16 protein-coding genes are annotated in these 14,520 nt (G+C 71.0%); 3 read left to right on the forward strand and 13 right to left on the reverse strand.

Annotation, left to right across the window (positions count from 1 at the left end; translation table 11 throughout):
* Window positions 1-373 precede the first annotated feature (373 nt).
* On the reverse strand, window positions 374-1,966 hold the full coding sequence (locus tag AB0C69_RS22770; protein WP_345182581.1) for a GMC family oxidoreductase N-terminal domain-containing protein: 1,593 nt from the start codon (window positions 1,964-1,966) through the stop codon (window positions 374-376).
* Between the two features lie 70 nt (window positions 1,967-2,036).
* On the opposite strand from AB0C69_RS22770, the gene AB0C69_RS22775 reads away from it, so the two are divergent.
* The 3 genes from AB0C69_RS22775 to AB0C69_RS22785 all read left to right on the forward strand — a co-directional run bounded on the left by AB0C69_RS22775 (window position 2,037) and on the right by AB0C69_RS22785 (window position 4,385).
* Complete coding sequence (locus AB0C69_RS22775) at window positions 2,037-2,651, forward strand: cob(I)yrinic acid a,c-diamide adenosyltransferase (protein ID WP_345182583.1); 615 nt, start codon at window positions 2,037-2,039, stop codon at window positions 2,649-2,651.
* 122 nt (window positions 2,652-2,773) lie between these two features.
* Window positions 2,774-3,709 carry a DUF4097 family beta strand repeat-containing protein gene (locus AB0C69_RS22780; protein WP_360356617.1) on the forward strand — a complete coding sequence of 312 codons (936 nt, stop codon included), beginning with the start codon at window positions 2,774-2,776 and terminating at the stop codon, window positions 3,707-3,709.
* Window positions 3,710-3,818: 109 nt separating this feature from the next.
* Window positions 3,819-4,385 carry a DUF4913 domain-containing protein gene (locus AB0C69_RS22785; protein WP_360356619.1) on the forward strand — a complete coding sequence of 189 codons (567 nt, stop codon included), beginning with the start codon at window positions 3,819-3,821 and terminating at the stop codon, window positions 4,383-4,385.
* A 27-nt stretch (window positions 4,386-4,412) separates the two neighbouring features.
* Here AB0C69_RS22785 and AB0C69_RS22790 read toward each other — a convergent pair whose 3' ends face one another.
* From AB0C69_RS22790 to AB0C69_RS22845, 12 genes are all read right to left on the reverse strand, one after another.
* Complete coding sequence (locus AB0C69_RS22790) at window positions 4,413-5,954, reverse strand: M28 family peptidase (RefSeq protein ID WP_360356636.1); 1,542 nt, start codon at window positions 5,952-5,954, stop codon at window positions 4,413-4,415.
* A gap of 159 nt (window positions 5,955-6,113) precedes the next feature.
* A complete protein-coding gene (locus AB0C69_RS22795; RefSeq protein ID WP_345182589.1) occupies window positions 6,114-6,578 on the reverse strand; it encodes a DUF2550 domain-containing protein in 465 nt (154 codons plus the stop codon).
* A gap of 22 nt (window positions 6,579-6,600) precedes the next feature.
* Complete coding sequence (locus tag AB0C69_RS22800; RefSeq protein ID WP_360356622.1) at window positions 6,601-6,987, reverse strand: F0F1 ATP synthase subunit epsilon; 387 nt, start codon at window positions 6,985-6,987, stop codon at window positions 6,601-6,603.
* Window positions 6,988-7,065: 78 nt separating this feature from the next.
* A complete protein-coding gene (atpD, locus tag AB0C69_RS22805; RefSeq protein WP_345182593.1) occupies window positions 7,066-8,496 on the reverse strand; it encodes a F0F1 ATP synthase subunit beta in 1,431 nt (476 codons plus the stop codon).
* A 7-nt stretch (window positions 8,497-8,503) separates the two neighbouring features.
* Window positions 8,504-9,409 (reverse strand): F0F1 ATP synthase subunit gamma, encoded by a 906-nt coding sequence (locus AB0C69_RS22810; RefSeq protein ID WP_360356626.1) that lies wholly within the window; start codon window positions 9,407-9,409, stop codon window positions 8,504-8,506.
* Window positions 9,410-9,414: 5 nt separating this feature from the next.
* Entirely contained in the window at window positions 9,415-11,049 is a 1,635-nt protein-coding gene (atpA, locus tag AB0C69_RS22815) for a F0F1 ATP synthase subunit alpha (protein ID WP_360356629.1), read from the reverse strand.
* Window positions 11,050-11,090: 41 nt separating this feature from the next.
* Entirely contained in the window at window positions 11,091-11,912 is an 822-nt protein-coding gene (locus AB0C69_RS22820) for a F0F1 ATP synthase subunit delta (RefSeq protein WP_360356631.1), read from the reverse strand.
* Window positions 11,909-12,466: a F0F1 ATP synthase subunit B gene (locus tag AB0C69_RS22825; protein ID WP_345182602.1), complete on the reverse strand. Its 558-nt coding sequence runs from the start codon at window positions 12,464-12,466 to the stop codon at window positions 11,909-11,911. The genes AB0C69_RS22820 and AB0C69_RS22825 overlap by 4 nt, the downstream gene beginning before the upstream one ends.
* 32 nt (window positions 12,467-12,498) lie before the next feature.
* Window positions 12,499-12,732, reverse strand: a complete 234-nt coding sequence (gene atpE / locus AB0C69_RS22830) for an ATP synthase F0 subunit C (protein WP_089310093.1) — start codon at window positions 12,730-12,732, stop codon at window positions 12,499-12,501.
* A gap of 103 nt (window positions 12,733-12,835) precedes the next feature.
* Entirely contained in the window at window positions 12,836-13,627 is a 792-nt protein-coding gene (gene atpB, locus AB0C69_RS22835; protein WP_345182604.1) for a F0F1 ATP synthase subunit A, read from the reverse strand.
* A 61-nt stretch (window positions 13,628-13,688) separates the two neighbouring features.
* Complete coding sequence (locus AB0C69_RS22840; protein WP_185027641.1) at window positions 13,689-13,913, reverse strand: AtpZ/AtpI family protein; 225 nt, start codon at window positions 13,911-13,913, stop codon at window positions 13,689-13,691.
* An 87-nt stretch (window positions 13,914-14,000) separates the two neighbouring features.
* A complete protein-coding gene (locus AB0C69_RS22845) occupies window positions 14,001-14,417 on the reverse strand; it encodes a hypothetical protein (RefSeq protein ID WP_353831727.1) in 417 nt (138 codons plus the stop codon).
* Window positions 14,418-14,520: the final 103 nt, after the last annotated feature.

Genomic DNA, 14,520 nt, shown 5'->3' on the forward strand with positions numbered 1-14,520 from the left:
GTGACACATCGCGCTCCGCCTGTCCATACCCGGGCCGCCCGGACGCGTCTGAGCGTCCTACGCGGTCCTGCCGGCGGGACGGCCGGGTCTAAGGCGTCCTAGGCATGCCTAGATAGGGCGTCGTCCCGATGCTCAGGGTGGGGCCTTAGGACGAACCTTGTACATGTCGGGCCGAGAGGGCCCGGCGGGAAACAAGGAGAAGCGGATGTTCAGCCAGGAGTTCATGAAGGTCGTCATCGAGGACCGCGTACGAGTGCTGCGGGCGGAGGGGAAGAACAGCCGCCGCGCCCGTATCGTGAAGGCGCTCAAGCGGTGAGCCCCGCAGCCTGCGTCCCAGCGGCCACGCCCCCGTCGTCTCCGACGGGGGCGTTCCTCATTTCCGGGCGCCCGCGGGCGCGAGGGGGGCGCGGCCCCGGATCAGGTCGGCGGCGCGTTCGGCGATCGCGATGGTCGGGGCGTTGGTGTTGCCCCGCGGGACGGCCGGCATGACCGAGGCGTCGACCACGCGCAGGCCCTCGACGCCCCGGACGCGCAGTTCGGTGTCGCAGACGGAGTCGTCCGCGCCCATCGCGCAGGTGCTGGTGGGGTGGAAGAGCGTCGCGGCCTCGCGGCGGACGAAGTCGGCGATGGCCTCGTCGGAGTCGACCTGCTCGCCGGGGGCCCACTCGCCGCCGATCAGGGAGGCCAGCGGCCCGGTGGAGGCGATCTCGCGGGCCTGCCGGACGCCGGCGACCAGGATGTCCAGGTCGGCCTTGTCGGCGAGGTAGGCGGGATCGATCAGCGGCTTGGCATGGGGGCTGGCGGAGCGGAGGGTCAGCGCCCCGCGGCTCGCGATCGCCACCGCGGTGACCATGACCGACAGCAGGCGCTCGGAGGAGTCGGTGAGGCCCTGGTTGACGAACGGGGTCGGCAGGACGTGGTACTGCAGGTCGGGGGCGGGCAGGCCCTCCACCGTCCGGGCGAACCCCCCGGCCTCGGCGACGTTCGAGGCGTAGGGGCCGCGCGCCAGGGCCTGGTAGAGGGCGAAGGAGCGGGCGTTCGCCAGTTCCCAGAGGGGCTTGGTGCGGGGCGTGGCGAACATGACGTTCACGAACGGGTGGTCCTGGAGCCGCTGCCCCACCGGGGAGTCGACCAGGACGTCGATGCCGAGGGAGCGCAGGTGGTCGGCGGGACCGACGCCCGAGAGCATGAGGAGCTGCGGGCTGTTCACCGCGCCGCCCGACAGGATCACCTCGGCCTCGGCGCGGGCCGACATCGTCTCGCCGCGCGCCTCGTAGCGGACGCCGACGGCGCGGCCGTCCTCGATCACCACGCGGGTGGCGAGGGCGTCGGTGACGACCGTCAGGTTCGGGCGGTGCTCGATCGGGTGCAGGTAGCCGGCGGCGGTCGACCAGCGGCGGCCGCGCTTGTGGGTGACCTGGTAGAAGCCGACGCCGTCCTGGTCGGCGCCGTTGAAGTCGTGGTTGGCGGCGAGGCCGTACGCCTTGGCCGACTGCACCCACGCGCGGGTCAGGGGATGCCGGTAGCGCAGGTCCTCGACGCGCAGCGGGCCGCCGACGCCGTGGTAGGGCAGCTCGCCGCGCTGCTGGTCCTCGGCGCGGACGAAGTAGGGCAGCAGGTCCTCGTAGCCCCAGCCCTCGCAGCCGTAGGAGTCGCGCCAGGTGTCGTAGTCGTGCCGGGCCCCGCGGATGTAGATCATCGCGTTGGTGGACGAGCTGCCGCCGAGCGTGCGCCCGCGCGGCCAGTACACGCTGCGCCCGGCCGCGTGCTCCTGCGGGACGGTCGCGTAGTCCCAGTCGTACGGGCCCTTGATCAGCGCGGCCACCGCGGCAGGGATGTGGATCTCGGGGGCGTCGTCGGGCGGGCCCGCCTCCAGCAGCAGGACCTTCACGGAGGGGTCCTCGGTCAGGCGGGCGGCCAGGACGCAGCCCGCACTGCCCGCTCCCACGATGATGTAGTCGTACACGGCGGCCTCCGAGGTCTTTCCGAAACCCTACCGAACGGGCTTCTGCCAGCGGCAGGGCTAGGCTGCCCCCATGGCGAAGAACAGGGACAATCCCGTCGTGCTCTCCCGGATCTACACCCGCACGGGAGACGACGGCACCACCGCGCTGGGGGACGCGTCCCGCACGTCCAAGACCGATCCGCGCCTCGCCGCGTACGCCGACGTCGAGGAGGCCAACGCCGCGATCGGCACGGCGATCGCGCTCGGATCCCTGCCCGAGGGGCTGGTCGCGCTGCTGACCCGCGTCCAGAACGACCTGTTCGACGTGGGCGCCGACCTGTGCGCGCCCGTCGTCCCCGACCCGCAGTACCCGCCGCTGCGCATCGAGCCGTCCTACGTCGAGCGCCTGGAGGAGGCCTGCGACGAGTACAACGCCGATCTTCCGACGCTGCGCAGCTTCATCCTCCCCGGCGGGACGCCCGGCGCCGCGCTCCTGCACGTCGCGCGGACGGTGACGCGCCGGGCCGAGCGGTCCGCCTGGGCCGCGATCGAGGCCCACGGCGACGCCGGCGACACGCCCGAGGGCGGTGTGAACGCGCTGACGGCCAAATACCTCAACCGGCTGTCGGACCTGCTGTTCATCCTCTGCCGCGTCGCCAACGCCGAGACCGGCGACGTCCTGTGGAAGCCCGGCGGCGAGCGCTGAGGCGTCACGGGGGTGGGGCTAACCCCACCCCCGGTTGACCGGCTCCCCTCCTGGCGGGCGCCGCCGCGCCTGGAGCAGGCTTGCCCTTGACGGGCCGTACGCCGACGACGGGGAGAGACCACGTGAGGACTCTGACAGCCACGGCCGCCGCGGCCGCCACGGCGCTGACCGCGGCGGCGCTGACGGGCTGCGGCAACGTGAGCGTCGGCCGGCACCAGCAGGACCACTCCTACTCCGCGCCCGCGGGCACCACCGGGTTGAGGATCAGGGCGCACGGTGGGCGGGTCGAGGTCACCGCGTCCGACTCCCCCGGCATCAGGATCACCGAGCGGCTGCGCTGGTCCAACGACAAGAACAGGCCGAAGGCACGGCACGTCTCCGAGGGCTCCACCCTGGCCCTGTCGTCCTCGTGCGGCCGGAACGTGATGGGGTTCTCCGCGTGCGGGGTCTCCTACCGCGTCCAGGTCCCGCGCAGCACGCCCGTGCAGGTCGACAGCGGGGACGGGGCGATCGAGGTGTCCGGCCTCGCCGGGACGGTGCGGCTGCGCAGCGCCAGCGGCGCGATCAGGGCGACGGACCTGCGGGCCGCGACGGTGTCGATCAGCGCCGACGACGGGGCGGTGCGCGTGACGGGCCGCGTGGCCACCGCCGACCTGCGCAGCGGCAGCGGCGCCGTCACGGCCGGGAACCTCACCGCCGACCGGCTGAAGGCCCGCGCGTCCGACGGCCGGATGGAGGTGAGCGGGCGCGTCCGCGTCGCCGACCTCCGCACCGGCAGCGGCTCGATCACCCTGGACGGGCTCGCCGCCGACCGGATCACCGCCCGGAGCGACGACGGCGAGATCACGATGCGGCTGGACTCGCCGCCCGCCGACGTCCGGGCCGTCGCCGGGAGCGGCCCGATCCGGCTGCGCCTGCCGGGCGAGGAGGGGTACGCCATCTCGCTGTCCGCCCAGGGGGCCAGGCGGATCGACCCGGGCGTCCGCCAGGACTCGCGGTCCGCGCGGCGCCTCGACCTGCGCACGCGCGACGGCGACATCGCCGTGACGCCAAACTAGGGCATCACCGTCATACCGGACTAACGGTCACGCCGAACTTGACTCGGTCCACGGTCTCCGGACGGTCATCCATGGCGCTCGCAGCCAGTAGCCCCGATGGAGACGCATCATGACCGACTCACCCGACGGCCTCGCCGAGGACCTCGCCGACCTGCGCGCGGTCGTCGAGATCCACGGTCACGGTCTCGCCAGGCACGCGGAGGTCATCAAGGGACTCCGCGATCGGCTCGCCTCGCCCGCGTCGATCGACGCCGAGGACCCCGCCGGCCGGCCGGAGGAGGAAGGCCCGGTCGTGCCGACCTTCCTCCTGTACCTGGACGGCCCTGAGCACACCCTCGAACTGGAGACCATGGCCACCTGGGTCAACGTCCTCCTGGTCCCCGTCTACGTCACCCAGGTGAGCCCGCTCCGGCCGTGGTGCTCGCGCTGGTGGGAGCATCCCGAGGCGCTCGCCCGCCTCCACGCCCTCTGGATGGCCTGGCAGGGGCTCACCGACTCGCCGGGATGCGGGCACACCGGCCCGAGCACCTGGCACCGCGACCATCTCGACCCCACGCTCGCACGCCTCCGCGCCCCCGACGGCCCCTTCGCGGAGTGCATGACCGATCCCGAGCGGCCCGTCCACAACGCGGGCCCCGCCACCCCGGTCGAAGACTTCGGGTTCCCTTCGGTGTGACGCCGGGCCGGCCGGGCCCGCCCGCCGTCAACGCAGCAGGTACGGGCCCTGCCACAGCAGGGCGTAGGACGGGTCCACGGCCGCAGGGCCGAAGCGGGCGCCGCCGTTCACCGCGACCGTCGTCCGGGCCAGGTGCTGCAGCACGTGCGCGATCCCGTCGGCGTTGCTGTCGAGCATCCTGAGGTTGACGTTCTTCAGGCGGTCGCACCTCGCGTGATAGCACGGGTCGTACGCCTTGCCCGCCCTGCCGCCGAACACCTTGGCCTCGGCGGCGGTCTTCACTCCCTCGGCGCCGGTGTCCATCCCGCCCGCCGGGATGCCCCGCTCGACGAACGGCCCGTAGTCGGAACGCCCGTCGAACCGGCTCTCCGTGACCGGCAGGCGGCGGCCCTGGAAGTACTGCCGGAACATCCGCTCGATCGCCCCCGACCCGGCGGGCGCCCGCGTGCCCGCGCCGGTCGAGTGGTCGCCGTCGTAGACGCCCCGGGTGCCGTTCGGCGAACCGAGCATGTCGAAGTTCAGGTTCAGCGCGATCCGCGCCCGCTGCGACACGGGCAGCGACCGCAGGTACTGCTCCGACCCCTGCAGGCCCTCCTCCTCGGCCCCCCACCAGGCGAACCGCACCCGGTTGCGCAGGCCGTCCCGGCCGAGCTGCTTGATCTTGGCGGCGACGGCGAGCAGGACGGCCGCGCCGGTGCCGTTGTCGTTGATCCCCGGGCCCGCCGGGACGCTGTCCAGATGCGCGCCGGCGACCACGACGTTGTCGGCCCGCCCCTGCGGGGTGTCGGCGATGACGTTGGCCGACGCCCGCCTCCCGTGCACGGCGTCGGTCCTGACCCGCAGCTTCAGGCCCCCCTTCCGCGCGGCCCTCACCAGCGCGGCGCCCACCGCGTGCGTCGGCCCGACGACCGGGACCGCGGCCGGCCGCGACAGCGTCCCGTTCAGCGGTCCCCGCTCCCCCGGCTTGTTGAAGATCACCACGGCGGACGCCCCGGCCGCCCGCGCGTTGGCGGCCTTGGCCGCGAACGTGCAGGTCCCCCGCTGGACGAGCGCGATCGAGCCCTTCGCGAAGCCCTTGAAGTCACCGGCCTCGCAGCCGCTCGTCCCCTCCCCCTTGGACGGGACGTCCACCGCCGCCGCCGGCGCCGTCACATCGCCCGAACCCGAGTACGCGAGCGTGAGGAAGTCGGCCTCCCGCCTGTAGGACGCCTTGGACGGCGCCGTCCGCGCGAACACCGCGGGCGTCCGCTCCCGCCAGTACGGATAGGTGAACTTCTGCACCCTCGGCGAGAACCCGTACTTCTTCAGCCGCCCGGTGACGTACCGCACGGACACGTCGTAGCCGGCCCTCCCCGCCGCCCGGTCGCCGCCGTTGTAGTCGGCGATCTCCTGGAACGCGGCCAGGTGGGGCCTGATGTCCCCCAGCGTGACCAGCGCGGCGAGATCGGGACGCGCCGGCGCGGCCCCGGCCGTCGGCAGGGCGGCGGGCAGGAACAGGGCGGGCAGCGCCACGGCCGTGCCGAACGCGAGCCTGCGGACGGCGGGATGCCTGCGGCCGGTGAGGAGCATGCGCACGTGCACTCCAGCGGGCGGAGAAGGGAGCGGACCAGCGCGATCCTCACCCCGCGCCCCGGCCGCCTCAAGCAGCGGCGGCACGGCCAGGCCGATTCGATACCGGGGTCTTACCAGCTCATGCCCGGCCGCCCCCGATCGCGCCCGCCCGTCCCCTCATTCGGAGGAGTGCAGGTCGACCGGGAAGCCCGGCGGAGCCGCCTCCAGCCAGGCCAGGAACCCGGTCAGGGCCGCAGCGCCCATCGCCAGCTCCACCACGAGGTCGCCGTCCCTGACCTCGATGACGCTCACGTCCGGCAGCAGGCCCTCGGCCTCCTCCCGGTCCGGGACGCGCCGGTTGGACACGACGAGGCCCCGGCGGTGGATCACCTGCCGGGGCCTTCTGCGGAAACCGAACACGCGGTGCCAGTGCAGGACATCGCCCTTGTAGCGGCCGATGCCGAGCCTCCACACTCCGGGGGCTCCGCCCTCCCGGGGCAGTTCGCGCAGGCTGCACTCCACGGTGCCGCCGCCGCGCGTGAACAGCCAGCGGCGCACCGCCATGGAGGCGAACAGCAGCGCCGCCCCCAGGACGAGCACGGCGAGCACCCCGCCGACGTCCAGTGCCAGGTGCTCGCCCAAGTCCCCCGCCGTTCGCCCGGACCTAGGCCTCGACGCCCGCCGCGCGCAGCCGCGCCCGGGCGCGCCGCTCCGGCGTCGCGTCCTCGCCCTCGGCGGACAGGGCCTCGTCGAGCGACCGCTTGGCCTCGTCGACGTCGATCTCCTCGGCCCGCTCGACCTGCTCGGCCAGCACCGACACCTCGTTGGCGGCGACGGAGAAGAACCCGCTGCCGACCGCCGCCAGGACCGGCGCACCGCCGTCCGCGGGCTCGATCTTCACCACGCTGCCGTCGAGGAGGACGCCCAGCACCGGGGCGTGCCCCGGCAGGATGCCGAGCGAGCCCTCGATCGTCTGCGCGACCACCATCTTGGCCTCGCCGGACCAGACCTCGCGCTCCGGCGAGACCAGCCCGACCTTCAGGGTTGCCACGTCTTTCCCTCCGACTACTGGAGCGGATCCGGCGGGCCGGCCCGGGCGCGGAGCCCGGGCGCGGCCCGCCGGAGCGGACTACTTCTCCAGCTCCTTGGCCTTCTTCTCGACATCCTCGATGCCGCCGCACATGAAGAACGCCTGCTCGGGGAGATGGTCGTACTTGCCCTCCGCGAGCGCCTTGAACGAGGAGATCGTCTCGTCCTTCGGCACCGTCTCACCGGGCTGGCCGGTGAACTGCTCGGCCACGTACATCGGGTGCGACAGGAAGCGCTCGATGCGCCGCGCCCGCTGGACGGTGACCTTGTCCTCCTCGGAGAGCTCGTCGATGCCGAGGATCGCGATGATGTCCTGCAGCTCCTTGTACTTCTGCAGGATCCGGATCACTTCCTGGGCGACCTCGTAGTGCTCGTTCCCCAGGATCTGCGGGTCCATGATCCGCGAGGTGGAGTCGAGCGGGTCCACCGCCGGGAAGATGCCCTTCTCGGAGATGCTCCGCGACAGCGTCGTGGTGGCGTCCAGGTGCGCGAACGTGGTGTGCGGCGCCGGGTCGGTGATGTCGTCGGCGGGAACGTAGATCGCCTGCATCGAGGTGATCGAGTTACCGCGCGTCGACGTGATCCGCTCCTGGAGCACGCCCATCTCGTCGGCCAGCGTCGGCTGGTACCCCACCGCGGACGGCATGCGCCCGAGCAGCGTGGAGACCTCCGAACCGGCCTGCGTGAACCGGAAGATGTTGTCGATGAACAGCAGCACGTCCTGGTTCTGCACGTCGCGGAAGTACTCCGCCATCGTCAGCGCGGACAGCGCCACCCGCAGCCGGGTGCCCGGCGGCTCGTCCATCTGGCCGAACACCATCGCGGTGTCCTTGAGGACGTCCGCCTCGTCCATCTCCACCCAGAGGTCGTTGCCCTCACGGGTGCGCTCGCCCACGCCGGCGAACACCGAGGTGCCGCCGAAGTTGCGGGCGACGCGGCGGATCATCTCCTGGATGAGGACGGTCTTGCCCACACCCGCGCCGCCGAACAGACCGATCTTGCCGCCCTTGACGTACGGGCACAGGAGGTCGATGACCTTGATGCCGGTCTCCAGCATCTCGGTCTTGGACTCCAGCTGGTCGAACGGCGGAGCGCTGCGGTGGATGCCCCAGCGCTCGTTGACCTCCAGCGAGGCGGTCGGGACGTCCAGCGCGTCGCCGAGGGCGTTCCACACGTGGCCCTTGGTGATGTCACCGACCGGAACCATGATCGACTCGCCCGAGTCGAACACCGGAGCGCCGCGGACGAGGCCGTCCGTCGGCTGCATGGAGATCGCCCTGACCATGTTGTCGCCGAGGTGCTGCGCGACCTCGAACGTCAGGGTCTTCTCCTCGCCGCCCAGGGTGACCTGGGCGTTGAGGGCGTTGTAGATCTCCGGAATGGCGTCGGCGGGGAACTCCACGTCGACGACCGGGCCGATGACACGGGCGACGCGCCCGGTCGCGGTCGCCGTCTCTACCTGAGCAGTCATACCCTTCTCACTCCCCGCCAGAATCGGCGAGCGCGTCAGCGCCACCGACGATCTCGCTGATTTCCTGGGTGATCGCCGCCTGCCGCGCCTGGTTCATCTGGCGCGTGTAGACCCCGATCAGTTCGTTGGCATTGTCGGTCGCCGACTTCATGGCCCGCCGGACCGACGCCTGGAAGGACGCGGCCGACTGCAGCAGCATGTGGAAGATGCGGCTCTCGATGTAGTTCGGCAGGAGCAGGTCGAGCGCGGCCTGGGCGGACGGCTCGAACTCGTACGCCGGCGGGACCTTGGCGGCCTCGGTCTCCGAGGTCTCCTCGATCTCCAGCGGCATCAGCCGGGTGACCCGGACGGCCTGCGTCAGCATCGAGACGAACTCGGTGTAGACCACGTGGATCTCCCCGACCCCGCCCTCGGCGTCGGTCTTGAGGAAGTCCTCGGCCAGCCGCCGCCCGATCCGCTCGGCGTTGCCGAAGTCGGGGCGGTCGCTGAACCCGTTCCAGGTCTCGGCGACGTCCCGGCCCCGGAACCGGTACCAGGTGATGCCCTTGTTGCCGACGACGTAGGGAACCGGCTCGCGGCCCTCGTCCCGCAGCGCCTGGATCAGCGACTCCGCCTCGCGGATGACGTTGGCGTTGTAGGCGCCGCAGAACCCGCGGTCGCTCGTGATGATCAGCACGGCGCTGCGGTTGTCGGCCGGCTGCTCCTCCAGCAGCGGGTGGTCGATCCCGACGTTGTGACTCACCAGCGCGGTCAGGGCCTGCGTGATCTGGTCGGCGTACGGCTTGGAGGCCGCCACCGCCTGCTGGGCCTTGACGATCCGCGACGTGGCGATCATCTCCTGGGCACGAGTGATCTTGGCGGTCGACTTGACCGTCTTGATCTTCTGCCGGAGTTGACGAAGCTGTGCGGCCATGGCCGTCAGCCCTTCTTGACGCGGGTGATCGTCTCCTGCTTGACGTCCTCGTCGTCGATCGCCTCGACGGGCTCCTCAGCGAGCAGCTCGCCCTCGCTGGTCTGGAAGCCCTTCTTGAACTCCGTGATGGTGTTCTTGAGGCTGGTGAGGCCGTCGTCGGACAGCTTGCCGGTCTCGCGGATGGAGGTCAGCAGGCCGCCCTCCTCACGCTCGATGTAGTCGAGGAACTCGCGCTCGAAGCGGCGGACGTCGGCCACCGGGACGTCGTCCAGCGCGCCGGAGGTGCCCGCCCACACGGACACGACCTCCTGCTCGACCGGGAACGGGCTGCCCTGCGGCTGCTTCAGCAGCTCGACCAGCCGGGCGCCGCGCTCCAGCTGGGCGCGCGAGGCGGCGTCCAGGTCGGACGCGAAGGCGGCGAACGCCTCCAGGTCGCGGAACTGCGACAGCGCCAGGCGCAGCGTGCCGGCGACCGTCTTCATCGCCTTGATCTGCGCGTCGCCGCCGACCCGGGAGACCGAGATGCCGACGTTGATCGCCGGCCGGACGCCCTGGTTGAACAGGTCCGTCTCCAGGAAGCACTGCCCGTCGGTGATCGAGATGACGTTCGTCGGGATGTAGGCCGACACGTCGCTGCCCTTGGTCTCGATGATCGGCAGACCCGTCATCGAGCCGCCGCCCATGTCGTCCGACAGCTTCGCGCAGCGCTCCAGCAGGCGCGAGTGCAGGTAGAACACGTCACCGGGGTAGGCCTCGCGGCCCGGCGGGCGGCGCAGCAGCAGCGACACCGCGCGGTAGGCCTCGGCCTGCTTCGACAGGTCGTCGAAGATGATCAGGACGTGCTTGCCCTGGTACATCCAGTGCTGGCCGATCGCGGACCCGGTGTAGGGGGCGATGTACTTGTAGCCCGCCGGGTCGGACGCGGGAGCGGCCACGATCGTGGTGTACTCCAGCGCGCCGGCCTCCTCCAGGGAGCGGCGGACGTTGGCGATCGTGGAGCCCTTCTGGCCGATCGCGACGTAGATGCAGCGGACCTGCTTCTTCTCGTCGCCGGACTCCCAGTTCTCCTTCTGGTTGATGATCGTGTCCACGCAGACCGTCGTCTTGCCGGTCTGCCGGTCACCGATGATCAGCTGCCGCTGGCCGCGGCCGATCGGCGTCATCGCGTCGATGGCCTTGATGCCGGTCTGCAGCGGCTCGCTCACCGACTGCCGCTGCACGACCGTGGGGGCCTGCAGTTCGAGCGCGCGGCGCTCGGTCGTCTCGATCGGGCCCTTGCCGTCCAGCGGGTTGCCCAGCGCGTCCACGACGCGGCCGAGGAAGCCGTCGCCGACGGGGACCGAGAGGACCTCGCCGGTCCGGCGGACCTTCTGGCCCTCTTCGATCTTGCTGAAGTCGCCAAGGACAACGGCGCCGATCTCACGCACGTCCAGGTTCAGAGCCAGGCCACGGGTACCGTCCTCGAACTCAAGGAGTTCGTTCGCCATCGCGGAGGGCAGGCCCTCGACGTGGGCGATACCGTCGCCGGAATCGACGACGGTGCCGACCTCTTCGCGCGCGGCGGCCTCGGGCTCGTACGACTGGACGAAGCGCTCCAGCGCGTTCCGGATCTCGTCCGGACGGATCGTCAGCTCCGCCATGATTCCTCTCTTGCTCCCTATGGGGTCAGCTAGCCGGCGGGTCAGCCGGTGCCGAGCCGCCGGCGGACGTCGTCCAGCCGTCCGGCGATCGTGCCGTCGATGATCTCGTCCCCGATCTGGACCGAAAGGCCGCCGATCGCGGTGGGGTCGATCTCGATGTTCAGATGTACTTCGTGGCCGTAGGCGGCGGCGAGCACCGCGGCGAGCCGGGTCCGCTGCGCCGCCGACAACGGCGCCGGCGAGCGGACCAGGGCGACCAGCCGCTGCCTGCGCTGGGCGACCAGCTTGCCGTAGTCGGCGAGCCCGCTTTCCAGGCTACGTCCTCGCGGACGCAGCACGAGTTCCGTGAGCAGCGCCAGTGTCGCGTCGGTGACCTTGCCGTCCACCAGCGCGTTGACCAGCCCGGTCTTGCGCTCGGCCGGCAGGCCGGGGTCGGCCAGGGCGCCGCGCAGTTCCGGCTCCCCCTCGACGACCCGGGAGAACCGGAACAGCTCGTCCTCCAGGTCGTCGATGCGGCCGGCGGCCTCGGCGCGGGCCGCCTCGGCGGTGACCGCGAGGATCTCCAGCGCGTCCGACATCTCCGACGGCGTCGACCAGCGCAGCCGGGCGACGTCGGCGACCAGCCCGAGAGCGGCCGGCGACACCTTGCCCTCCAGCAGGATCTGGACGAGCTGCGCCTTCTCGGCCCCGTCGCGCGACGGGTCGGAGACCGCCCGCCGCACACCGTGCTCGCGGTCGATCAGGTGCAGCACCGCGAACAGGTCGCCGCCGAGCCGCGCCAGGTCGGCGGAGGGGATCACGGCCTCCAGCCGTTCCTTGGCCTCGGCCAGCGACGCCCTGCTCACCGCTCCCGTGATGGTCATGATGTGATCTGCTCCTGGGTGCGAGCGCGTTCCTCGAGCTCCTCGAGGAACCGGTCGACGACCCGGCTCTGCCGCGCGCTGTCCTCAAGGGACTCGCCCACGACGCGCCCGGCCAGCTCGACCGACATGGCCCCGATCTCGGCGCGCAGCGACTGCAGCGCCTGCTGCCGCTCGGCCTCGATCTGCGCCTTGGCGTTCTCGACGATGCGGCGCGCCTCGACCTGGGCCTGCTCCTTGGCCTGGGCGATGATCTGCGCGCCCTGCTCCTCGGCCTTGCGCCGCTCGTTCGACGCCTCGACCGCGGCCGCCTTCTGCTGGGCCTTGTACTGCTCGAGGACCTGCTGGGCCTCCTTCTGCGCCTGCTCGGCCCGCAGGAGGCCGCCCTCGATCGCCTCGGTCCGCTCCTCCAGCGTCTGCTGGATGCGCGGCGTCAGGATCTTGCCGAGGACGATCAGCACGACCAGGAACGAGAAGATGCCGACGACCAGCTCGAACGGGTGCGGAATGAGAGGGTTGTTCTCCTCCGCCGCCAGGACGGAAGCTGCTGTGATCATGTCTGCAGCCCTTCCTCAGGTTCGGACGGCTACTACTTGATGCCCTGGAAGATGAACGGCGCGACCAGGCCGATCAGGGCGAGCGCCTCGGTAAGGACGAAGCCCAGCAGCATGTTGGTGCGGATCACACCGGTCAGCTCGGGCTGGCGGGCGATCGCGTTCACGCCCTGGCCGAAGATGATGCCGACGCCGATGCCCGGGCCGATCGCCGCGAGGCCGTAACCGATCGAGGTGACGTTACCGCTGAGGGCAGCGAGGTCTCCCATGTTCTTTCCCTTTTCTGTCGGCCGGCGGAAGCTCCGCCGGTCTGGGCTTACGAGGTTGTCCGATGGGGTCCGCGGAGCCGGGGCGTCGCGTGCCCCGCGGGTCTTAGTGGTCCGCTTCCAGGCCGCTCGAGATGTACATGGCGGCCAGCATGGTGAACAGGAACGCCTGCAGGAACTGGATCAGCAGCTCCAGCGCCGTCATGGCGATCGTGACGATCACACCGATGATGCCGACGCCGAACCCGGCGACCGTGGGCTTCTCGAAGAGGAACCAGAAGCCGACCAGGCTGAAGAACGCCAGGATCGTGTGGCCCGCGAACATGTTGGCGAAGAGCCGGACCGCGTGGGTGAAGGGGGCCAGGACGAAGGTCGAGAGGTACTCGATCGGCACCAGCAGGAAGTAGACCGGCAGCGGGAGGCCGCTGGGGATCATGTTCGAGAAGTACCGGATGCCCTGGTGCCGCAGCCCGAGGTAGATCTTGATGATGTAGACGAAGAGCGCCAGGACGATCGGGAACGCGATGTGCGAGGCGATCGGGAACTGGATGATCGGGACCACCGCGAAGATGTTCCAGACCCAGATCAGGAAGAACATCGACATCAGCATCGGCATCCACCGGTCGGTGTTCTTGCCGAGGAACGGGCGGGCGATCTCGTCCCGCACGAACATGTAGCCGACCTCGCCGAGGTTCTGCACGCCCCGCGGCACGAGCTTCGGCTTGGCGAAGGCGCTCCAGAAGAAGACGCAGATCACCAGCGACCCGACGACCGCGAAGACGACCGGCTTGGTGAGCCACGCGGGGCCGCCGGCGAACAGGGGCGGGAAGTCGAACAGCTCCGGTCCGGGGGCCTGGAACTCTTCTCCGCCGGAGGCGAGGACCGTCAGCGCGTTCACGCGGCGTTCCCTTCATCAATGTGGTGATGTTTCACGAAGGCTTCCTCGGCGGCGGGGCCGCTCAGGAGGAGTGGCGACCGAACTTCACGTAGACCAGGTAGACGGCGAGCACGACGCCGATGACCAGGCCGATCGGGACCAGCCAGGTCTGGTGCGTCCATTTGGACAGCAGCCACCCGAGACCGCCCCAGATGAGCATCCCGGAAAGGAGGTAGCTGGGCACGGACCAGGCGGCGTCGGCGAATTCCCGCTGGCCGTCCTCCGGCCGGCGTTTCTGCTCGCTCATCGCGCTCCGGACGATAGCAGGCCATGCCTGCGGTGGTCATATTGGAGTAGTCCGTCATGGTGGCCGGTACCGTCCGCGAGCGCTTCATCACGGACTCCGGTCCAGCACGTTCTCGGGGTCGTCAATGTAGGGCCTCCGCTGCAGGACGACGCGGAACTCGGCTCCGATCCACAGCAGCGCGAGCCCGATGACCGTCCAGCCGAAGACCTGGGTGTTGAAGATCGACACGCCGTCGATGGCCGTGACCAGCACCATCACCGCGAGGATCTTCACCGCGTAGCTGGCGAGGGCGGCCAGCATCATCGTCTGCGCCGAGAGGCGGGAGGCCCAGGAGACCACCAGCGCGCTCACCGAGAAGAAGGCGATCACCACGACGGAGGCCAGCGCCGCCGCGAGGGCGCCCTTGGCGCCCGCGGTCAGCAGGCCGATCACTACGGCACCCACCCCGACGACCGACGTCGGGATCGCGGCGCCGCGGAGCATCCGGGCGTCGGAGGTATGCATGAGGGCTCCGGCTGGTCACGTTCAGTGCTGGAACGGCGACCGCACCGGTCCCGCCCGACACCTTCAACGCCTCCGACTACCTGCTCCGGGCGGCGTCCGGGCC

Origin of the sequence: Actinomadura sp. NPDC048032, from assembly GCF_040653175.1 — a bacterium.
Classification (GTDB): domain Bacteria; phylum Actinomycetota; class Actinomycetes; order Streptosporangiales; family Streptosporangiaceae; genus Spirillospora; species Spirillospora verrucosospora.